This window comes from Acinetobacter sp. ANC 3832, assembly GCF_002135415.1.
In the GTDB taxonomy this organism is placed as follows: domain Bacteria; phylum Pseudomonadota; class Gammaproteobacteria; order Pseudomonadales; family Moraxellaceae; genus Acinetobacter.
The window spans coordinates 11,735-32,582 of the sequence record NZ_NEGJ01000015.1; the positions used below are offsets into that span (position 1 = coordinate 11,735).

General features: G+C 39.3%; 16 protein-coding genes. 7 read left to right on the forward strand and 9 right to left on the reverse strand.

All coding sequences use genetic code 11. The annotated features are described in order from the left end of the window. Positions 1 to 15: 15 nt before the first annotated feature. The 4 genes from B9T35_RS15755 to trpA are packed head-to-tail and all read right to left on the reverse strand — an operon-like array spanning position 16 to position 4,020. Positions 16 to 1,050: an SPOR domain-containing protein gene (locus B9T35_RS15755; RefSeq protein ID WP_086192047.1), complete on the reverse strand. Its 1,035-nt coding sequence runs from the start codon at positions 1,048 to 1,050 to the stop codon at positions 16 to 18. Next, on the reverse strand, positions 1,041 to 2,327 hold the full coding sequence (folC, locus tag B9T35_RS15760; protein ID WP_086192048.1) for a bifunctional tetrahydrofolate synthase/dihydrofolate synthase: 1,287 nt from the start codon (positions 2,325 to 2,327) through the stop codon (positions 1,041 to 1,043). Before folC ends, B9T35_RS15755 begins: the two co-directional genes overlap by 10 nt. Continuing rightward, entirely contained in the window at positions 2,324 to 3,220 is an 897-nt protein-coding gene (gene accD, locus B9T35_RS15765) for an acetyl-CoA carboxylase, carboxyltransferase subunit beta (protein ID WP_086192049.1), read from the reverse strand. The genes folC and accD overlap by 4 nt, the downstream gene beginning before the upstream one ends. Continuing rightward, entirely contained in the window at positions 3,217 to 4,020 is an 804-nt protein-coding gene (gene trpA, locus B9T35_RS15770) for a tryptophan synthase subunit alpha (RefSeq protein WP_086192050.1), read from the reverse strand. Before trpA ends, accD begins: the two co-directional genes overlap by 4 nt. A gap of 432 nt (positions 4,021 to 4,452) precedes the next feature. On the opposite strand from trpA, the gene B9T35_RS15775 reads away from it, so the two are divergent. Then, on the forward strand, positions 4,453 to 5,787 hold the full coding sequence (locus B9T35_RS15775) for a Na+/H+ antiporter NhaC family protein (protein ID WP_086192051.1): 1,335 nt from the start codon (positions 4,453 to 4,455) through the stop codon (positions 5,785 to 5,787). Between the two features lie 156 nt (positions 5,788 to 5,943). On the opposite strand, the gene B9T35_RS15780 is transcribed toward B9T35_RS15775, so the two are convergent. Beyond that, the gene (locus tag B9T35_RS15780; RefSeq protein ID WP_086192052.1) at positions 5,944 to 6,972 is read right to left on the reverse strand and encodes an AraC family transcriptional regulator; all 1,029 of its coding nucleotides are present in this window, start codon (positions 6,970 to 6,972) and stop codon (positions 5,944 to 5,946) included. Positions 6,973 to 7,118: 146 nt separating this feature from the next. On the opposite strand from B9T35_RS15780, the gene B9T35_RS15785 reads away from it, so the two are divergent. Together B9T35_RS15785 and B9T35_RS15790 are read left to right on the forward strand one after the other, a co-directional pair. Beyond that, entirely contained in the window at positions 7,119 to 7,994 is an 876-nt protein-coding gene (locus B9T35_RS15785) for a metal-dependent hydrolase (RefSeq protein WP_086192053.1), read from the forward strand. Positions 7,995 to 8,044: 50 nt separating this feature from the next. Next, positions 8,045 to 8,920: a metal-dependent hydrolase gene (locus B9T35_RS15790; protein WP_213033373.1), complete on the forward strand. Its 876-nt coding sequence runs from the start codon at positions 8,045 to 8,047 to the stop codon at positions 8,918 to 8,920. A gap of 137 nt (positions 8,921 to 9,057) precedes the next feature. Here B9T35_RS15790 and B9T35_RS15795 read toward each other — a convergent pair whose 3' ends face one another. The 4 genes from B9T35_RS15795 to B9T35_RS15810 all read right to left on the reverse strand — a co-directional run bounded on the left by B9T35_RS15795 (position 9,058) and on the right by B9T35_RS15810 (position 15,429). Further along, positions 9,058 to 10,053, reverse strand: coding sequence for a DUF2804 domain-containing protein (locus B9T35_RS15795; protein ID WP_086192055.1), 996 nt, complete (start codon positions 10,051 to 10,053; stop codon positions 9,058 to 9,060). Positions 10,054 to 10,271: 218 nt separating this feature from the next. Continuing rightward, positions 10,272 to 12,668 (reverse strand): glucose/quinate/shikimate family membrane-bound PQQ-dependent dehydrogenase, encoded by a 2,397-nt coding sequence (locus B9T35_RS15800; protein WP_086192056.1) that lies wholly within the window; start codon positions 12,666 to 12,668, stop codon positions 10,272 to 10,274. 258 nt (positions 12,669 to 12,926) lie between these two features. Continuing rightward, a complete protein-coding gene (locus tag B9T35_RS15805) occupies positions 12,927 to 14,123 on the reverse strand; it encodes a carbohydrate porin (RefSeq protein WP_228147168.1) in 1,197 nt (398 codons plus the stop codon). Positions 14,124 to 14,310: 187 nt separating this feature from the next. Then, a complete protein-coding gene (locus B9T35_RS15810) occupies positions 14,311 to 15,429 on the reverse strand; it encodes a CaiB/BaiF CoA transferase family protein (protein ID WP_086192058.1) in 1,119 nt (372 codons plus the stop codon). Positions 15,430 to 15,640: 211 nt separating this feature from the next. On the opposite strand from B9T35_RS15810, the gene B9T35_RS15815 reads away from it, so the two are divergent. From B9T35_RS15815 to B9T35_RS15830, 4 genes are all read left to right on the forward strand, one after another. After that, positions 15,641 to 16,651: an AraC family transcriptional regulator gene (locus B9T35_RS15815; protein WP_086192059.1), complete on the forward strand. Its 1,011-nt coding sequence runs from the start codon at positions 15,641 to 15,643 to the stop codon at positions 16,649 to 16,651. Between the two features lie 206 nt (positions 16,652 to 16,857). Then, positions 16,858 to 18,063: an acetyl-CoA C-acetyltransferase gene (locus B9T35_RS15820; protein ID WP_086192060.1), complete on the forward strand. Its 1,206-nt coding sequence runs from the start codon at positions 16,858 to 16,860 to the stop codon at positions 18,061 to 18,063. A gap of 11 nt (positions 18,064 to 18,074) precedes the next feature. Next, complete coding sequence (locus B9T35_RS15825; protein WP_086192061.1) at positions 18,075 to 20,207, forward strand: 3-hydroxyacyl-CoA dehydrogenase NAD-binding domain-containing protein; 2,133 nt, start codon at positions 18,075 to 18,077, stop codon at positions 20,205 to 20,207. Positions 20,208 to 20,559: 352 nt separating this feature from the next. Further along, positions 20,560 to 20,838, forward strand: a complete 279-nt coding sequence (locus B9T35_RS15830) for a hypothetical protein (RefSeq protein WP_086192062.1) — start codon at positions 20,560 to 20,562, stop codon at positions 20,836 to 20,838. Positions 20,839 to 20,848 lie beyond the last annotated feature (10 nt).

Here is a 20,848-nt window from a genome sequence, read left to right on the forward strand (position 1 = left end):
ATACGACTTAACTGATTAACGTTGATCAAGTGGAACCCACTCAATAACCCAAGCCGACTTCATTCCTAAGCTTGAATCAGCATTGATCTTTTTACGTGTTGAATCTGCTGTATCACGGTCTTTCGATGGTCCAACCATAATCCGCACACCTTTAGAAGTTGGGCTTTTAGTGACTTTGTAGCCTTTTGCTCGAAGTTTCGCAGCAACAGCATCTGCATTGGCTTCATTCGCAGCCAGTGCAACCTGAACCATCCATTGCTTACTGTCATCACCCTCTTCAAGTAATGCTCGTGCTTTTTCAGTTTCAGCCTTTTTCTTTGCCTCTTCTTTGGCTTTAAGCTTTTTCTCTTCAGCTGCTTTTTTCTCAGCTTCAGCTTTTTTCTTCTCTGCCTTTTCTGCTTTATCCGCTTCTTCAGCTTCCACTTTTTTCTTCGCATCTTCTTGAGCTTTACGTTTCTTTTCTTCTGCAGCTTGTTTATCCGCTTCAGCCGATTGACGTTTTTGCTCCGCTAACTTCTTTTCAGCCTCTGCTTTCTGTACTTGCTTTTGTTGCTCTAATTTCTGTTGCTGTGCTTGCTTTTGTTGATCTAATTTCTTCTGATCTGCAGCTTTGTCTTGCGCCTTAGTTTTGTCATCTTGTACTAATTCAGGTGGAATATTATCTGAACTTTCTTGAGCTGCATTACGGCGTGCGTTCTGAGCCGCATATTCTTCTGCTGCTTTACGGGCAGCATCGGCTTCTGCCTGTTGTTGCATACGTAAAAAATCTGCCGCCTTGGCTTCTTGCTCAGCCACTGCTTTTTCACGTGAACGTTTTTGTTCTTCAAGCAAACGTTTTTCAGTTGCAACATCCACCGTTAAAGGCTGTAATTGAACAGCTTCGCCTGTTGATGGCATTTTACCTTTTTGCTGTACTTGCTCTGTAGGGGCTGTTTCAACTTGGTTTTGATGTATTTCTTCTTTGCCTTTTAGAAGCAATGCAGCCAATAAAACACCACCACTTAAGAGAACAACACCACCCATCCAACGTTGCTTGTTATTCATCGACATTCTTCTAAGTACTCCCAGACCGCTTCTAAGGTATGAAACGAACCACACACCAAAATCAGCTGATTATTATTTGTTTCTTCAAGCGCTGATTGAAATGCTGCTTGTACACTTTCAAACTGTTGCACTGTTTCACCTTGTAAGGCAGATTGTAGCTGTTGTATCTCTGCTGCACGGGGTACAGTAAGTGGTGCTATTTTCCACGTTAACACTGTGTTTTTCAATAAATTGACCACTGAATTGATGTCTTTATCTGCCAACATTGAGAATATAGCAACTATTTCTGTGTACTGTGTATTGTATTCTAAAAATTTTCGCAATTGATTTAACAAAAATTCTACACCGTGCGGATTATGCCCCGCATCGAAAATTACGGTTTTATCTGTGATTTTTCGGACTTCAAAGCGACCTTGTAGTTTTGCAGACTGAATTCCTTGTACAATTGCTTGTTGCGATACCTTTAAACCACTGATCAAAATGGCAGCAACAGCAGTCGAAATATTTTCTAAGGCTAATGTCCCCAAAGGCAATTTTAACGTGGTGCCTGAACTGGCAAAATTCCAACTTTCGCCATCACCTGCATCTGTATAAAAATAATCATGATTTACAGCATAAAGAGAAGCTTGGCATTCTGTTGCTTTATCTTGGATCGCTTGTGGTAAATCTTGCAGGCCACCAAAAACTACTGGAATATTCGGACGAATAATCCCTGCTTTTTCAAATGCAATTTTTTCAATGGTATCGCCGAGCCAATCAGTATGATCTAAACCAATATTGGTAATTACGGCGACATCGGGAGCAATCACATTCACAACATCTAAACGACCGCCTAAACCAACCTCTAAAACCCAAACTTCACATGCTGATTGTTTAAAAATTACAAAAGCAGCCAGTGTCGTTGCCTCAAAAAAAGACAAAGATAAATCACATGCACGGCGTGCCTGATCAACTTGCACAAAAGCATCAACCAAACATTGGTCATCAACTTCAATACCTGCAAGTTTGACCCGCTCATTAAATTTATAAATATGTGGTGATTGATACAGTCCAACTGTATACCCTTGTGCATTTAAAATGGCAGCAAGTGTGGTCGTGGTTGAGCCTTTACCATTAGTTCCTGCAACCGTAAACACTTTGGCATTAAGTTGAGTAACACCTAACTTTTCAGCCACAGGAATGACTCGTTCTAAGCCAAGATCAATCCCTGTAACGTGAACATGGCTCCAATAATCGAGCCATGTTTGTAAATCATCAGTGTCTAGTGGTGCAGTGTGGTTCAAGGCAAATTCATCAACTTAGCTACAATGCGATATACAGTATCACGTAATGCATGACGATGAACAATTTGGTCGATTACACCATGATCAAGCAAGTATTCTGCACGTTGGAATGGTTCTTCCAATTTTTCACGTACTGTTTGCTCAATGACACGTTTACCAGCAAAACCAATCATCGCTTTAGGCTCTGCAATATGCACATCACCTAACATCGCTAAAGATGCTGTTACACCGCCATAGACTGGATGCGTTAATACCACGATATATGGCAGATGGGCATCTTTCACTTTTTGAATAGCCGCTGCAGTACGTGCCATTTGCATCAAAGACAACATGCCTTCTTGCATACGCGCGCCACCTGAAGCCGCAAAACAAACCAAAGGTTGCTTTAACGCAATCGCTTTTTCAGCAGCTTGCACAAATCGATCACCCACCACTGTACCCATCGATCCAGCCATGAAATCAAATTCAAAGGCACAAGCAACTAAAGGAATTCCTTTCAGTGCACCTTGCATCACTACGAGTGCTTCAGTCTCACCCGTTTTTTCCTGTGCTTCTTTGATACGCTCAGGATAAGGACGACTGTCGACAAAATGTAGTGGATCTTTAGCAACAAATTCTTGACCGAGTTCATGTTGTACCTGATCGAAAAACCAATTTAAACGATCACGCGCTTTCATTTTCAAATGTTCATCGCATTGCGGACAAACATAAGCATTGAAAGACATTGCAGTACGAGTCACTAAAGCATGACATTCAGGGCACTCAATCGTTGGCTCTGTAAATGTTGCCTTGAGTGTCTGTTGTTGATCTGGCATATGAATGCCAGGTACAGAACGATCTGTCCACGGCGTCGTTGCACTTAGGATTTTCCCTGATTTTACTTCTTGATTCATACTAACTCATCGAGCGCTGCTCGAAGCTCCTTGACTTTATTCACTGCCTGCTCGACAGCTTGTTCTGGCGCTAAGTTTGCAAAAGGTTTTACAAACGCACTTCCGACAATTACAGCATCTGCAACACTACCGACTGCTTTTGCTGAAGCCGCGTCACTAATCCCGAAACCAACGCCCACAGGAATATCTGTGTATTGTTTGATTTTCTGAATGCGTTGCGCAACTTCTGTGGTATCCAATGTCGCAGCACCGGTTACGCCTTTCAGTGAAACATAGTAAATAAAGCCACTGGCTTGTTTCACAACATGTTGAATACGGTCATCTGTAGAGGTTGGTGCAAGCAAAAAGATCTGATCCATTCCATATTTCTGGAGAACCACATCTAAATCTTTTGCTTCTTCGGGTGGTAAATCCACCAAAAGAATGCCGTCTACACCTGATTCATTCGCAATAGATACAAAACGCTCATAACCAATCACTTCAACAGGATTGAGATATCCCATCAATACGACTGGGGTTTCTGTATCTTTTTGGCGGAACTCTTTCACCATATTCAACGCATCAAGCGTATTGGTACCCGCAGCCAAAGCACGTTCTGCAGCAAGTGCAATCACAGGGCCATCAGCCATTGGGTCAGAAAAAGGCAATCCAAGTTCAATGACATCTACACCCGCCTCAACCATTTGATGTAACAATGGTACCGTTACTTGCGGTTGAGGATCACCTGCCATGACATAAGAAACCAATGCCTTACGCTGTTGGGATTTAAGCTGTGCAAAACGAGTGGCTAAACGTGACATAGGGATGTACTTTCCTTGGATTGTTTAAACTTGAGGAGTTGGTAAGGTGCTGTTGAAATCTAATTGGATTGCGATCACATCACAATCGATTAAAATAAACATCAACAGACCCAATGTATAAATACAAGACATTGCATTGTAACGCTATTTTTTACTCATTGAATAGAGCTTCGCGTAGCACAATGGTATCTCATAATGACACATATTTTATAGAACAACCCAAGTACACCATTTATCTATATTTTGTTTTTTTGCACAATGATCAAAGCTTCCTAATTTTGGCTTTTTTGAAAATCATAAGCATTTAGAAAAACTTAAATTAAATAACAAAAATCTTTTAAAAAAAGCCAATTTAGACATTACATTTAAACTTTTCTGTAATTGCAAAACCTGCTTTATACTATGTAGGCTTACTTATTAATTTCTTTTGTTATGACCACACAGACTTCGGACAAAGTGCAAGCCCGAGCGCTTGCACTATTGCCGCTTATTGTATTTTTAGCCATTTTTTTAGGCAGTGGTATTTACCACTCTCTTCTGGGCACTGAATTTGCGTTTTATCAGATCAAGGCTCCCGTTGCAGCAATTCCAGCCATTATTCTGGCTGTTCTCCTCTATCGTGGTCAGTTAAACACCGCGATTGATGAGTTTTTAAAAGGCGCCAGTCATCCCAATTTAATTCTTATGTTTATGGTCTTTATGCTTGCAGGGGCTTTTGCAAGTGTATCCAGTGCCATTGGTAGTGTAGATGCGACCGTCCAATTTGGATTATCCATTATTCCGCCTACATTTGTGTTACCAATGTTGTTTATCATTGCTGCTTTTATTGCAACAGCAATGGGCACATCGATGGGCACCATTGCTGCCTGTGCACCTATCGCCTTCGGCTTTGCCCAAGCGACTGACATAGAAACAGTTTATGCGATTGGTGCAGTGGTCGGCGGTGCAATGTTTGGTGACAATTTATCGATGATTTCGGACACCACCATTGCAGCAACACGTAGCTTAAATGTTGAACTTCGAGATAAATTTAGAGTCAATGTATGGGTCGCAGTGCCCGCAGCAGTTGTCACGATCATGATGTATATGTCGATGAATCATAATGCTCAAGCCATTGAATACAAAACATATGACTTATGGTTAATTCTGCCTTATCTTGCTGTGTTCTTTCTGGCATTTACCCGTTTACATGTCTTAGCGGTACTCACACTCGGTATTGTTTTATCAGGTCTAATGGGACTCCTTGAACATGCTGATTTTGGCTTATTAAAACTGAACAATGCAATCTATGATGGTTTTGTTGGAATGTTTGAAGTGGCTTTACTGTCTATGTTTTTAGGCGGTTTATCTGCCTTGATGCAAAAAGAAGGCGGTTTAGAGTGGCTCATTCAACGTATTTATAGTGTGACACGCTTATTCAAAGTTGGTACGCAGCGTGCAGGTGAAATTGGCATTAGCTTCTTAGTGGTTTTTTCGAATATCTTTGTGGCAAATAATACCGTTGCGATTATTTTATCGGGTGATATGGCACGTGAAGTTGCCAAAGAATATGGTGTTGAACCTAAACGTGCAGCCGCATTGATGGATATCTTTTCATGTGTGGTACAAGGCTTAATTCCTTACGGTGCACAATTACTTTTAGCCTGTTCCATTGCAAAAATGTCACCTGTCGAGCTAATTGGCAATGTCTATTATTGTTGGGTTTTGGCAATTTTTGCAGTGTTATCAATTATTTTTCGTTATCCGAGATTAAGAGCGACTGCTTAAAGTTATAGAAATTTTTATTCAAAAATAAAAAAGGCGAGTGCATCACTCGCCTTTTTTATGGCTTTTAACCTTATATTTTTCACACTATAAAAATTAAATAAATATTTTATCTACAAGATTGTTCGCTCTTATATCAGATATTAAAAGTACTCTCATTCATTTCAATTGCTGTTTTTTTTGCAATAAAGTTTGACCACTATATGCTTTATATGCACGTGCTAAAGCAGATTGATCTGAATATCCTAAATCTAACGCAATATCGGTGAGTCCTAAACTTTGTGTGAGTAAATATTCACAGCGCTTCATTCGTTCATCTTCCAAAATCACTTTAAAAGACGTGTTCAACTGACTGAGTTGCCGTTGTAATGTGCGTACTGAAACATGCAACTCTTGGGCAATATCTTCAATTTTGGGTGCTTGTTGTTCTAACTTTAAATATTCGGCCACAATAAACTGAAGTTGTTGTGCAATATTGGTTAAATGGCTTCTTTGTAATAATGCATCTTCTGCTTGCTTCACTAATATTTGAATTAAATTAGGATCTGCTTGCTCAGGTTTGAGTAAAAGTACATCAGTAGAAAAAATAATTTCATACACAGGTTGTTCAAATTTCAACTGGCATTGATAAAAATCTTGATAATATTTCAAAGCCATTTGCGGTGCATTCACAAAACTCATCCGTAGCAATGGGAATTGGTCTTGAGGGATAAATTGTTTTCCCAGATGTAGCATGGAAGCTAAGGTAATTTCATGTAGAAAAATAAATTTATCATCACTTAAAGGGCAAAACATACGAACCGTTTCACCATCATGCTGATATTGCATTTGAGTAATATAAGCACCATCAATCACCAAACGGCTAAATCGAATCACATATTCTAAAGCCTGTGCCATATTTTCACTTCGAGATGCCATATATCCCAATAAACCAAAATGAGCAGGATGAATACATTTCGCCATCGAAAAAATAAGATCTGGACAATCTAAATGCTGGCGTGTGGCGTCAATCATCTCCATAAAAAAATCATAGGATGATTGTTGGTCAATGGGTTGTACAAGAATACTCTCTAATAGCTCACGCTTTTCAGCAACAAGATTAAAGTTATTCCAGTCACTATTATTTTGTTTTAAAAAGGCTTTCCATAATTGGAAGTAGCCATTTGATATTTTTATTTCCTGAGACATGGCAATGAACTCTTATACATAAGGCAACTTTGAAATAAAGCATTGTCATTTGTCGTAAAATGTATAAAAAATGGCAACAACTGTCAAAACAAAGTTGAAAAATACCGACATACTGTAGTTATTAAAGGCTATACAAGTAAAATAAAATGAATGCATTAGTCAAATATCAAGTTGATCCAGTTGTAAGAACCAAACTGGATTTTAAATTAGATGAAGTGCCTCGCTTTTGGTTTGGTGGTGATGCTTTCCGCACGCGTATGTTCGATGCATTAAGCTTGACCTTTCCTGATGGTGAACGTTATTTCATAGAAAGTGTACGTTTATTTCGTGACAAAATTACTGATCCAGATTTAAAACAACGTGTTGCAGATTTTATTCGACAAGAAGCGCAACATGGTCTTGCACATGACAAAATGAATCAAGTCATGAAAGATCAAGGGATGCCTGTTGATCAATTTATTCATTTCCTCACTCGATTATTTAAATCAGAACTTAAAAATCGCTCACCACAATATAATATTGCGATGACAGCGGCAGCTGAACATTTAACGGCGCTCATGGCTGAAACTTTTTACAGTAAAAAAGAAACGCTAAAAGAGGCGCATCCTTATGTCCGTGCATTATTGGCATGGCATTCGATTGAGGAAATGGAACATCGTGATGTCGCTTTTGACGTGATGAAGCAAGTGGGTGAAGTACCTGAGTCTACACGTAAGTTTGCTTTGGCTTTTACTACATTTATGATGTTTAATTTCACCTTGTACCGTGCCAATGTCATGTTAGAACATGATGGTTTCACGCGTTTAGAACGTCTTAAGATGGCGGCAAAAGGTTTACCTTGGTTTGTGGGTAAAAAAGGCATCTTCTCTGCCATGCGTTCGCAATATCTAGATTGGTTTAAAAAGGATTTCCATCCAAGTCAGCATCCTGTGATTCACCAATATCAAACTTGGATTGATACGATGGCTGAAACCAACGATCCAATTGTTGCAGGTGAAGCTTTTTGGAAAGCAGGCTATTAGATATATTTTCCAATCTTAAAGATTGAATCATCATTGCGAGAAATAAAATAATGAATGCATATGTAAAACATCAAGTTGAGCCAATTGTCCGTTCTAATCTTGATTTTAAATTAAATGAAGTGCCACGCTTCTGGTTCGATGGTGATCCATTTAAAACCAGAATGTTTGATGCGCTCAGCCTGACCTTTCCTGTTGGAGAGCGTTACTTTATTCAAAGTGTCCGTGCGCTAAGAGATAAAATCGTCGATGCTGATTTACAGCAACGAGTGACTGACTTTATTAAACAAGAAGCTCAACACGGACTTGCTCACGATAAAATGAATGATGAAATGAAACGTCAGGGAATGCCTGTCGATCAATTCATTGAATATTTAGGTGGGCATTTTGAATACGTGCTCAAGAAAAGATCAAAGCAATACAACATTGCCATGACTGCAGCCGCAGAACATCTCACTGCGCTGATGGCTGAAACATTTTATAGTCAAAAAAGTACATTGAGTGGTGTACATCCCTTCGTTCGTGCTTTATTTGCATGGCATTCTATCGAAGAAATGGAACATCGTGATGTTGCTTTCGATGTGATGAAAAATGTGGGAGAAGTTCCTGAAAATTTACGTAAATTTGCTTTAGCTTATACAACATTATTAATGTTTGGTTTTACCTTTTACCGAACCAATGTCATGTTAAAACATGATGGTTTTTCTATTACACAGCGCTTAAAAATGTCCGTGACAGGTCTACCTTGGTTTATCGGTAAAAACGGAACTTTAACAGCAATGAGAGGTCAATATTTAGATTGGTTTAAAGCTGACTTCCATCCAAGCCAACATCCAGTCATTCGTCAATATGAAACATGGGTAGATACTTTAGCAGAAACAAATGATCCAATTGCCGCAGGCGAAGCCTTTTGGCAAGCTGCGCAATAAACCATTCTTCAATTGATTCAAGCAAATACTTCAACTTTTTTATATGTTGATGGTTTATCTATTCAATTATGAACCTATTGAACGTCCAGCCACATGAATTCCCGAAGAGAATTTATGTGGCTTTTTTATGTGAATCATCACCACTTTGCATAGTGCTGTTCGAGTAAACCATATTCTTGGCTAAGCTGAATAATTTCACCTTGCTCAGTTTCTATTGTTCCGCTAATTCGAGATTGCCACTGACTAAACTGGCTTCCAACCATTCTTAGATTGAGATTTTCATATCTACGCCAGCCTGTTTGTATTGATAAATTCATTTTTTTATCTAAAGAACGAATCGTCCAATATTTATCATCTTGCTTTTCAAATAATACATCTGCAACAGGATAAAGCTTTCCATTCACCCATAAACAGTTTTCATTGCCAAAACTTTCATTCACACCCGAAGCTAAATTTAAACCTATACGCTGACCCTGCTGATCCCAAAAATTACAGGATAGCCAAAACCATGCCGTTTCAGGTCGTAAGAAACCGCATGTATCATCTAAAGATGCAAAGCTTAACTCATTAAACTCAATCATTTGATTTTGTTTATTTCGGAAAAAACCTTCGACTGCTAATGTGGTTTTCTTCTGCGTATACGTCCAACCATTAATACCATTCGGACTGCACAAACTTAAAGGCTCTGTTGCTGCACAAAAAATTCGTGCTTTGATTTGCTCTTCACCATGTTTCTTTACACTGATATAGCGCACACCGTTGGCATGTTGCATTTCGATATCAAAAGGTGATTTTAAAAAGTGACTTTGGCTATATTGAGGTTGCTCATCTACAAGTGTGCCACGACCTAAAATGGTATTGGCATTCCATTCAAAAACCTCATGATTTACATGATTATAAATATAGATAAAACTATGCCCTGCCCATGCAATATCTGCAATTGCGAGACCAATCGTATAATCCGCATGTTGAATACAACAAAATTTAAATTTTTTATATTTAAGTTGTTTACGCCACCCTTTTAATGTTTTTCCATATGGGGTTTTATACTCATACTGATCTATATTGATCGAAGAAGGCAATTCATCAAAACGCCCATAACGGGGTTGTCCATTTGCTTGTATTAAATCCATTATTTAAATTTCCAACCCTATTTTATTTTTGGGAAGATTAAACTTTAGTCGATAGCCCGATTATTGCTGATTTTTTGAATTAAGCAAATAATTTCATCAATAAAGATTCATGATCCCATTTTATAAAATTTGCTTTGTATTAGGTGGAACTCCTTACACGACAAAAAAAAACCAGTGATATTTATCACTGGTTTTTTACATCTTAAAAGCTTAAGTCATTATTTATCAGGTAATGTATAAGCAACGAGAGAATCACCCATTTTTGTACCAAATGAACCATGACCACCTGCCATGATGACAACATATTGCTTGCCATTCATTTCATAAGTCATTGGTGTTGCTTGACCACCTGCAGGTAGACGACCTTTCCATAATTCATCACCATTGGTCACATTAATAGCACGAATATAATCATCCTGAGTTGCCCCAAGAAACATCACATTACCGGCTGTAGAGATTGAACCACCCAGCATTGGAACACCCATTTTAAATGGTGGTAATGGAATACCCGGTAAACTGTCACGAATCGTACCGATACGGCGTTTCCATGCAATATCATGTGTTTTTAAATCTACACCAGCCACATAACCCCATGCAGGTTGTTTACATGGTAAGCCGAATGCTGAAAGGAATGGACTAATTTCCACACCATAAGGTACGCCATACATTGGCTGTACACCTTGTTCAGTACCTGCACCTTTTGCTGTTTGCTGACGGTTTGGATCTTCTGGAATCAGTTTGGAAATAAAAGGTAAGCCAATCGGATTCATTACCGCAATTTGACGGTCTGGATTGACAGACATCCCACCCCATTCAAATACACCTAAATTACCAGGGAAAACCAAAGTTCCATTTTCAGAAGGTGGTGTATAAATACCGTCATAATTCAACTGATGGAATTTCACACGACACATCATCTGATCAAACATTGTGGCACCCCACATATCTTTGTCTGTTAACTTGTCTTGTGGTGCTAAATTTAAGTCTGAAAAGGGTTGCGTAGGTGAATAACGCTCACCTTTGGTTTGTGGACCCCGTTTTACAGTTTGTGGCACAGGTTTCTCTGTAACAGGAACAATTGGATTACCATTACGACGATCCAGTACAAAAGCATTTCCTGTTTTGGTTAATACATAAATTGCAGGAACTTTAACACCTTTAACATCAATATCTGCTAAAGAAGGTTGTGCAGGTACATCCATATCCCATAAATCGTGATGCGTGGTTTGGAAGTGCCACACTAATTTACCTGTGGATGCATTCAACGCTAACATTGAGTTAGCATAACGTTCATGTAATTCAGTACGGTTTCCACCCCAAATATCAGGGGTACCGACACCCGTTGGTACATAAACGATATCAAGTTTTGCATCATAAGCTAACGGCGCCCATGCATTTGGAGAGTTCTGTACATATTTTTGACCTGGTGCAGGAATTTTATTCGGATCTTCAGCACCTGTATCAAACACCCAAAGCAATGCACCTGTATTTACGTCATAACCCCGAATTACACCAGAAGGTTCTTCTGTTGAATAATTATCTGTGGTTGAACCCGCAATAATAATGGTGGTTCCTGTCACAATCGGCGGAGAAGTTGGAATGTAACCACCCGGATATGGGAATGGCATATCTTTCTGTAAATCGACTTCTCCATTTTTACCAAAGTCAGTACAAGGCTGACCATTATCGGCATTAATGGCCACTAAACGACCATCATTCACAGGTAAAATGACTTTACGAGGACATTGGGTAGAGCTTGATTTTTTTGCCTGTAAGCTTGCATCAAAACCTACTATATTACTTGCATCGTAATAAGATACGCCACGACATGTTAGATGTTGGAAGGTTTTATCTGATTTGATATGGGGATCAAACTTCCATTTTTCCTGTCCTGTTGCTGGATCAAGCGCAACCAATTTTTGGTGCGTTGTGCAAATATACATATTATTGCCAATTTTAATTGGCGTGACTTGATTAGTAGTTTCACCTGAATCATTTTCAGTTTTAAAATCCTGAGTATGATAAGTCCATGCCACTTTTAAATCTTTAACATTGCTTTCATTAATCTGTTTTAACGGTGAATAACGAACACCCGCTTGAGTACGACCATAAGCAGGCCAGTCTGCATCTGCAACACCCGGAACGGCTTCAGCCGTTGCAGGTTGCTGTGCACTTAATGTTCCTCTTATTTCTTGAGGATCATTAAAAATTGAATAAACCATCACAGCAATGGTGATTGCTAACGTTCCTGAAAGGATAACTTTTGCACCTTTGGCATTGATAAAACCTCGGGTTACTGCAGGAATCAGTAACCATAAGCCAAACACACCTAGAATATCTAAGCGAGGTGCCAGTGCAAAGAAGTCAGAACCGACTTCCCATAGCCCCCAAATTACGGTTGCTAAGACCAATATTGAATACACAATCAGTGCATTACTTTTTAATTGTCGTAAGAAAACTGCTGTTACTAAGAAGAATAGACCTGCAATAATGTAGTACCAAGAGCCTCCCAGTACAGCAAGCCAGATTCCTCCAATCAGTAGGAATAAACCTAATACCACAGCAATGACTATGGTAAAAGTTCTAAATCCTGAAGCTGATGATGGATTATTCATAAAGACCACCTATTTTTTGATTCTTTATTCAATATTCACTTTGTCCTGATCAACAAAGAGAATGCCTTTTATTGTTTTTAGATTAATTTTTTGATTAGGATCATCAATTATTCAAACTCAATCATAAATCTATTGCTTCAAGCCTTTTCATTTTCTCTTAGAACAGAGAAATAAAAAGCTGGTTAACACTGATGCAAAAGGTCTAATACCTGATTGAGGCTGTCTCCAGATTGATGACCGATCAAATCAATCTGAAAACTAAAATGCGGTGACGAGTTTTAACCCACCCACCAACGCATTTTCACCATCTTTATATGCACCCACATGACGTACATATTGAATATTCGGTCGGATCGTTAACCAATTCGTTGCATGTACACCATAATAAACTTCTGCATCATATTCTTCATTTTGCTGAACAATTTGATGTGCATTTACATCATCATTAATACTGATTCTAGCAAAGCCAACCCCAATATCATCTTGTGGTCGAGCATCAAGTAAACCTTTATAGACCAAGCCAATATTTTGCATATTGCCCACAGTATTTGTACCAGAATCATGTACGGTTAAATTGATGAAGCCTGATAAACCACGTTTTGCATCACCTTGATGACTGGTCAGTTGCTGTTTTGCGACAACCCATACTCCTTGCTTATGCCCTGTATTACTTGGATTGTTTATTTCAGTCGCATCAGCAGTACTGTAGTAATACCCTAAACGATATTCACCCGATAATTTTTCTGTACCGACTTTTGGTTGCCAAACCACTTCAACAGGAATAATGGAACCTTGCGAACCGTCTGTACTTAAATTCCAGCCTTTACTTCGTTTCAGATTTTCAGGATTATATTCATAGACACCAACCTGAGCATATAAATCAGGTTGCAGATTATATTTCACACGTGCAGCCCATTGACTTACGGGCCAGTTATACCATTGGTCGCCAACCCAGTTACCTACTTGCGAACCACACAATGCTAAATTTTGAAAATCACAATCAAAAGTATTGAAGTCTTCACCTTCACCAAAGCGCCCGACTTTCACATCTAGGCGCTGATCTAAAAATTTCTTCTTGATCCATAAATCTGTTAAACGCCAAGTTTGCCCACGCCCCCATACTTCTTGGGTTGAGCTTAAATGACCATTTAATGCATCAGACGTTTGAGAAAGTGAGCGTCCATTCCGTTCTGTGATGGTGACTTGAGCTTCTGTATCTTGCCAACCTAAAATTTTATTCAGATCGAAATGAGTGCCTAAGGCAAATTGATCGGCATATTCTGTGCCATGGCTAGAGTGGTATTTTGAATCCCAAAGATTCGCCAGTTCACCTGTATATCCAAAACTGAAATCATAACCTTGTTTTTGTAACGCTGTACGCTGACCATTCCAATCACCCAGCATCCATGAACTTTGAGGGTCAAATGCCCCTGCCGCAAAAATCATTTGGCTCATGCAACTTAAGGAAATAAGGCCAATAGCGTAATTGAAGTTTCTTCTTAATCTCTTCATTATTGGTAACCTTTATGTATTCTTGTTAGTACATAAAGGTTACGCTGATTATTTGTGTAACAATTTATACGAACTGTTACTTTATGGTTTGTTTTGTAACCTAAAAATAAAGTGTGATCACGCCCTTAAGCTACCATTTCCCATCACCTAAGCCCTGGCCAATATACTGATATTCAGCCACTGAACGAGAGAATTTAATTGGGCAAGCCAACTGCGGTTCAGTTTGATCTGAGTTTACATTTAATGGCACTTCAACCACCCACTGTCTTTGTTTTGCCAAAGACGAATCGAGTGCTTCATCTAATTTAAGCACAGGTTCAACACAAACATCCAAAGTAGAGAATACTTTTTGCCACTCCGCTAAGCTCTGGGTCTTAATTTTCTCACGCAAAGCTTGTTTCACATTTTTACGATCATCAAGATCAAAAGAAGCCCCTTTTTCTAATAAAATTGGAAGTTCTAAAACAGTGGCTAATCCCGTCATAAATTGTGGTTCTAAGCTACCAATCGATAAATAACGACCATCCTGCGTTTCATAGTAGTCATAGAATGTTCCGCCATTTAAATGCTCGCTTTCTACATGCTGTTTTTGCCCACCTGCCAAACTTGCAGATGCCGCCATGTTATTTAAAGCGACCGCACAATCGGTCATTGAAATATCAATGTATTGTCCTAAACCACTGCGTTGACGCTCAACAACAGCTGTTAAAATACCGATCACTGCATGTAATGAACCACCTGCCACATCCGCAATTTGAATACCCATTGGTGGTGGACCACTGTCTTGACGACCGCTATGCCCTGCAATACCTGACAAGGCGATATAGTTAATATCATGCCCTGCCTTATCTTTATAACTTCCTGTCTGCCCATAACCAGTAATTGAGCAATAAATTAACTTTGGATTAATTTCTGCCAAAGTTTGATAATCCAAACCTAAACGGCGCATCACATCTGGACGGAATTGTTCAACTACAATATCAAATTCAGAAATTTTCTGTTTGATCAATTCAATGCTTTGCGGATCTTTCAAATCCAAAGCAATTGACTGCTTATTACGATTTAAATAACTATGCGATGTTGCTTGCCCATTGGCATAAGGAGGCAGTAAACGCACGAGGTCTGGACGGGTTGGTGATTCGATATGGATCACTTCTGCACCTAGATCTGCAAGGTATAAAGTAGCAAATGGACCCGGTAATAATGTTGAAAAGTCGAGTACTTTCAATCCCTTCAAAGCTGCTGTCATAATTGTTTTTACCAATATTATGTTGATTTTTGACCCATATTAGAAATATAAAATGAACAAAACAATGTCATGTTCAGCCATTTACCTTGATCATTTCGGCAATTTAACATGTAAAAAGGTAATTTACTCTGTTGTAAATCGCCAATTAAACATTTTATAGCGTCATTTAGGTCAAGTATTAGTGAACATCAAAGAGACTGAAGGATTTAACATGAGTCGCGATACGATTAGTATCCATTTTGTCAATGCGGCACTGACTGGGGTTAAACGCCTTGGTATGGATGTCGAAACTTTGCTTTCGCACGTCGGCATTGAAGCTGAGCTACTGCGCCAGCCCAAAGCCCGTATTTCACCTGAACAGTACACTCGTTTTATTAGAATGCTATGGATGGTGACTCAAGACGAACATGTTGGATTTGATATTCAACCTCGGCGTTTAGGCTCTTTTGCCATCATGTGTCAATTGATCATTCATGCAAAAACACTGGGTGAAGCACTCGAATTATCCTCTCAGTTTTATAAACTGTTTGGTGATGAATGGGCGGTAGCAGTTGAGCGTGATAAACACGAAGCTCGCCTTGTCCCGCTCATTCCGAAAACACTCGATCCCGATCACTTCATTACTGAAAGTATGCTGATGATTTGGCATGGTCTTGCATCGTGGTTAATTGAGCGTCGTATTCCACTTGAACGCGTTCATTTTGGTTATCCACGCCCGAACCATGCAGATGAATATGATGCATTGTTCTTTGCACCTGTCATGCAGTTTGATACGCAACGCACTGAAATTACGTTTGCAGCAGATTATTTAGACTTACCGATTCGCCAAGATGCTGCATCTTTAGAGGAATTTCTAAAAGCAGCACCTGCTCAGCTTTTGGTTAAATTTAAAAACACCAATTCTCTTACCTCACGTATTCGTGAAGTACTCAAGAGTCAAATTGGTGAAGAAATGCCAACACTAAATGATGTTGCATCTATGCTGTATTTATCTCCACAAACCTTACGTCGTCGTTTGGCAGCGGAAGGTAAAAGCTATCAAGGCGTAAAAGATGCTTTACGTCGTGATGCAGCGATTCATTTACTGTTAAATCCTGGTTTAACATTAGAGGATGTTGCACAGCAAGTGGGCTTTAGTGAAACCAGTACGTTCCATCGTGCATTTAAAAAATGGACAGGCGTAACACCCGGTTTATATCGTCAACTGCATGGTTATCATTAATTTTTAATTCTGTTCTGGTACTAAATTTACAGTTCTTCCCAGCCCAAGTAGACCTTGGGCTTTTTTTTGATCGGTGATTTAAGTGCTTGAATTTTTAATTGACCAAAAACATCAATGACCTGATTCGTTCTCGTCATTGCACTCTTATATTTATTGATTACACTCAAAACACCATAAAAAATTAACGTGATAAAAAAGGAACAACTATGAGCGAGGCATACATCATTGACGCCATTCGCACACCACGCGGAAAAGGAAAAAAAGATGGTTCACTCTATGAAGTGAAACCTATTACTCTACTCACAACCTTATTAAATGAATTACAACAACGCCATCATTTAGACACATCTAAAGTGGATGATATTGTATTAGGTTGCGTAACTCCAATTGCTGACCAAGGTGGTGATATAGCGAAAACAGCTGCGATTGCAGCGGGTTGGAATGATGATGTTGCAGGTGTGCAAATTAACCGTTTCTGTGCCTCTGGTTTAGAAGCCGTGAATATGGCAGCACAAAAAGTTCGTTCAGGTTGGGAAGATGTTGTGGTTGCAGGTGGCGTAGAGTCTATGTCACGTATTGCAATGGGTTCAGATGGTGGTCCTTGGGCACTTGACCCTGAAACCAATTTAAAATCAAATTTTGTGCCACAAGGTATTGGGGCAGATTTAATTGCAACTTTAGATGGTTATAGCCGTGCTGATGTTGATGCTTTTGCTGCGAACTCACAGAAGAAAGCAGCAGCAGCTCAAGCCAATGGTTATTTTGATAAGTCTGTTGTGACCATTAAAGATGGCGCAGGCGTTACCATTTTAGACAAAGATGAATTCATTAAGCCTACAACTACAGCAGAAGGCTTAGCCAAACTAAATGCAAGTTTTGAAATGATGGGTGCGATGGGCTTTGATGCGATCGCATTACAGAAATATCCAGAAGCTCAAAAAATTAATCACGTTCACCATGCAGGAAACTCATCAGGTATTGTTGATGGTGCTGCTGTGGTTCTCATTGCATCTGAAAAAGCAGTGAAAGAACAAGGTTTAAAACCGCGCGCTAAAATTTTAGCAACAGCATTGGTGGGTACAGATCCAACGATTATGTTAACGGGTCCTGCACCTGCTGCACGTAAAGCATTGGCTAAAGCGGGCTTAACCATTGATGATATTGATTTGTTCGAAGTGAATGAAGCATTTGCTTCTGTGGTGATGCGCTTCATGAAAGAACTTAATGTTCCTGCTGAAAAAGTCAATGTGAACGGTGGTGCAATTGCAATGGGTCATCCATTGGGTGCGACTGGTGCCATGATTTTAGGCACACTCCTTGATGAATTAGAACGTCAAGGTAAAAAACGTGGTTTAGCAACATTGTGTGTTGGTGGTGGCATGGGTATTGCCACCATTATTGAGCTGGTATAAGGAGAATAATAATGAGCGCAATTCAATATGAAAAAAATGCTGATGGTATTGTTATTCTGACTTTAGATTCACCAAATCAATCTGCAAACACCATGAATGCAGACTTTCAGGTTGCTTTGGAAAATATTGTTTCCAAATTAAAATCTGAAACGTCTATTGCGGGTATTATTTTCCGTTCTGCGAAGAAAACTTTTTTTGCTGGCGGTGATTTAGACGAGTTAATTAAAGCGCGTCCCGAAGATGCAACTGAGTTTTTCAACGTCGTTGAAAAAATGAAGCACGAGTTACGTTATATCGAAACTTTAGGTGTTCCAGTTATTGCTGCATTAAATGGTACAGCGCTAGGTGGTGGTTGGGAAATCGCACTCGGTTGTCATTACCGTATTGCTTTGAATGATCCTAAAACCAAATTTGGTTTACCTGAAGTAACTTTAGGTCTGCTTCCTGGTGGCGGTGGTATCGTTCGCATGGTGCGCCTGCTTGGTTTACAAAATGCATTCCCGTTCCTTATGGAAGGTAAGCAGTTTGGTGTAGATAAAGCAAAATCTTTAGGTTTGGTTCAAGATACTGCCGATTCTGAACAAGAACTGATGGACAAAGCCATTGCTTGGGTAAAAGCAAATCCTAAATCACAGCAACCCTTTGATGTGAAAGGTTACAAAATTCCAGGTGGGGATCCAAGAACACCGGCTGTTGCTCAAGTCCTTGCGATTGCTCCTGCAATGCTTCGTGATAAGACCAAAGGTTGCTACCCTGCGCCTGAAGCGATTATGGCTGCGGCGGCTGAAGGTGCGCAAGTTGATGTCGATACCGCACTTCGTATTGAATCACGCTACTTTACTAAAATAGCGACAGGTCAAGTTGCGAAGAACATGATCGGAACATTCTGGCATGGTCTGAATGCAATTAAAGCAGGTGCAAGTCGTCCTAATGGTATTGCAAAATGGCAAGCAACCAAAGTGGGTATTTTAGGTGCTGGTATGATGGGTGCTGGTATTGCCTACTCGAGTGCTGCTAAAGGTATTGCGGTTGTACTAAAAGATGTATCTGCTGAAAATGCAGAAAAAGGCAAAACATATAGCCAAAAAATACTGGATAAAAAAGTATCTCAAGGCCGTATGACTGCTGAAAAGCGCAATCAAATTTTAAGTCTGATTACAGCAACAGCAAACCCTGAAGATTTAAAAGGTTGCGACCTGATTATTGAAGCTGTATTTGAGAACCAAGAACTCAAAGCAAAAGTCACTCAAGAAGCTGAAGCATTCTTAGTAGAGAGTGGAATTTTTGCGTCAAACACTTCGACTTTACCCATTACAGGTTTAGCAAAAGCAAGTCGTGATGATCAAAAATTCATTGGTCTGCATTTCTTTAGCCCAGTCGATAAAATGCCTTTAGTTGAAATTATTAAAGGTGAAAATACATCTGCTGAAACTTTAGCAAAAGCCTATGACTATGTTCAGCAAATTGGTAAAACGCCAATTGTTGTGAATGATAGCCGTGGTTTCTTTACCAGCCGTGTCTTTGGTACATTTATCCAAGAAGGTTTACGTTTACTTTCTGAAGGTGTTCATCCTGCTAAGATTGAAATGGCAGCACTTAAAGCTGGTATGCCTGTCGGTCCTTTAGCGATTCAAGATGAAGTTTCTTTAACCTTAACTGAACACGTCGCAAGTGAAACACGTAAAGCATTAAAAGCTGAAGGTAAAGACTTAGCGCATTCAGGTGCAGATGAAGTGATTGAAACCATGATCCATAAGTTTGACCGTAAAGGTAAAGCTGCGGGTGCAGGTTTCTATGATTATCCTGAAGGTGGCAAAAAGCACTTGTGGGATGGCTTAAGCCATTGGAAAAAAGATGTTGATATTTCAGAACAAGAAATGATTGACCGCTTCTTGTTTGTTCAAGCTCTAGATACTTTACGTTGCTACGAAGAAAATGTTTTGGAATCTGTGATTGATGCCAATATTGGTTCAATTTTCGGTATTGGTTTTGCACCTTGGACAGGTGGCGCAATTCAGTTCTTAAACCAATATGGTTTAAGCAAAGCACTGACTCGTGCCAATGCACTTGAAGCAAAATATGGTGAGCGCTTTAAAGCACCACAAATGCTAAAAGATAAAGCAGCTAGCGGAAAAATTGATTAATTTTTCTCTATAAAAAAGAGGTCTTATGACCTCTTTTTTATTTCTTGAATTTTCGTAGAATACTCAATAAAGCCGATCCTACCTACACAGTCTAAAACGACGTAGAAAATAAGCCTGTTGAAAAACATGATTCATCACCTTTGCTTTTGAACACGATACAAATCAAACCATTGAAGTAAAAATATGCCACTAATTCCGTTATTTTTGATGATTTGAATACGCTTAATCTACTTTTAGTGTGCGTAAAAAGCTTTCATAAAAGTAAGCCATTTACATCATTTCGGAGTATTTCCATCGCCAATTATGCTATAACAGAATTTGATTTTTGATTCTCACACTTTGGAATCCGCTCATGAACGATATGTCTTCTCCTGAAAAATCTCCTTGGGGTTGGAAAGCCCTCATCATTGCCGTTATTCTTAGTTGTTTCTTTCTTGGTTTTTTCTATTTAGCGGTATCAAATGAACCTGATTACATGCCAAGCCAAAAACGCCAAGCAGGCGCTATGCAGCATGATATGAAATCAGATGCCACAACTGCACCAATGCCGGCAGATGAACACATGCAAATGTCTGATGAAGAAATGAAACATATGCAAAATCACGCTTCAAATACTGAACACTCACATTAAAAAATCAGTT

What these genes read in the sequence shown, in the direction of transcription:
- B9T35_RS15755 (WP_086192047.1), bottom strand. Translation starts at nt 1,050, where the DNA reads ATGTCGATGAATAACAAGCAACGTTGGATGGGTGGTGTTGTTCTCTTA.
- accD (WP_086192049.1), bottom strand. Translation starts at nt 3,220, where the DNA reads ATGAATCAAGAAGTAAAATCAGGGAAAATCCTAAGTGCAACGACGCCG.
- trpA (WP_086192050.1), bottom strand. Translation starts at nt 4,020, where the DNA reads ATGTCACGTTTAGCCACTCGTTTTGCACAGCTTAAATCCCAACAGCGT.
- B9T35_RS15775 (WP_086192051.1), top strand. Translation starts at nt 4,453, where the DNA reads ATGACCACACAGACTTCGGACAAAGTGCAAGCCCGAGCGCTTGCACTA.
- B9T35_RS15780 (WP_086192052.1), bottom strand. Translation starts at nt 6,972, where the DNA reads ATGTCTCAGGAAATAAAAATATCAAATGGCTACTTCCAATTATGGAAA.
- B9T35_RS15785 (WP_086192053.1), top strand. Translation starts at nt 7,119, where the DNA reads ATGAATGCATTAGTCAAATATCAAGTTGATCCAGTTGTAAGAACCAAA.
- B9T35_RS15790 (WP_213033373.1), top strand. Translation starts at nt 8,045, where the DNA reads ATGAATGCATATGTAAAACATCAAGTTGAGCCAATTGTCCGTTCTAAT.
- B9T35_RS15795 (WP_086192055.1), bottom strand. Translation starts at nt 10,053, where the DNA reads ATGGATTTAATACAAGCAAATGGACAACCCCGTTATGGGCGTTTTGAT.
- B9T35_RS15800 (WP_086192056.1), bottom strand. Translation starts at nt 12,668, where the DNA reads ATGAATAATCCATCATCAGCTTCAGGATTTAGAACTTTTACCATAGTC.
- B9T35_RS15805 (WP_228147168.1), bottom strand. Translation starts at nt 14,123, where the DNA reads ATGAGCCAAATGATTTTTGCGGCAGGGGCATTTGACCCTCAAAGTTCA.
- B9T35_RS15810 (WP_086192058.1), bottom strand. Translation starts at nt 15,429, where the DNA reads ATGACAGCAGCTTTGAAGGGATTGAAAGTACTCGACTTTTCAACATTA.
- B9T35_RS15815 (WP_086192059.1), top strand. Translation starts at nt 15,641, where the DNA reads ATGAGTCGCGATACGATTAGTATCCATTTTGTCAATGCGGCACTGACT.
- B9T35_RS15820 (WP_086192060.1), top strand. Translation starts at nt 16,858, where the DNA reads ATGAGCGAGGCATACATCATTGACGCCATTCGCACACCACGCGGAAAA.
- B9T35_RS15825 (WP_086192061.1), top strand. Translation starts at nt 18,075, where the DNA reads ATGAGCGCAATTCAATATGAAAAAAATGCTGATGGTATTGTTATTCTG.
- B9T35_RS15830 (WP_086192062.1), top strand. Translation starts at nt 20,560, where the DNA reads ATGAACGATATGTCTTCTCCTGAAAAATCTCCTTGGGGTTGGAAAGCC.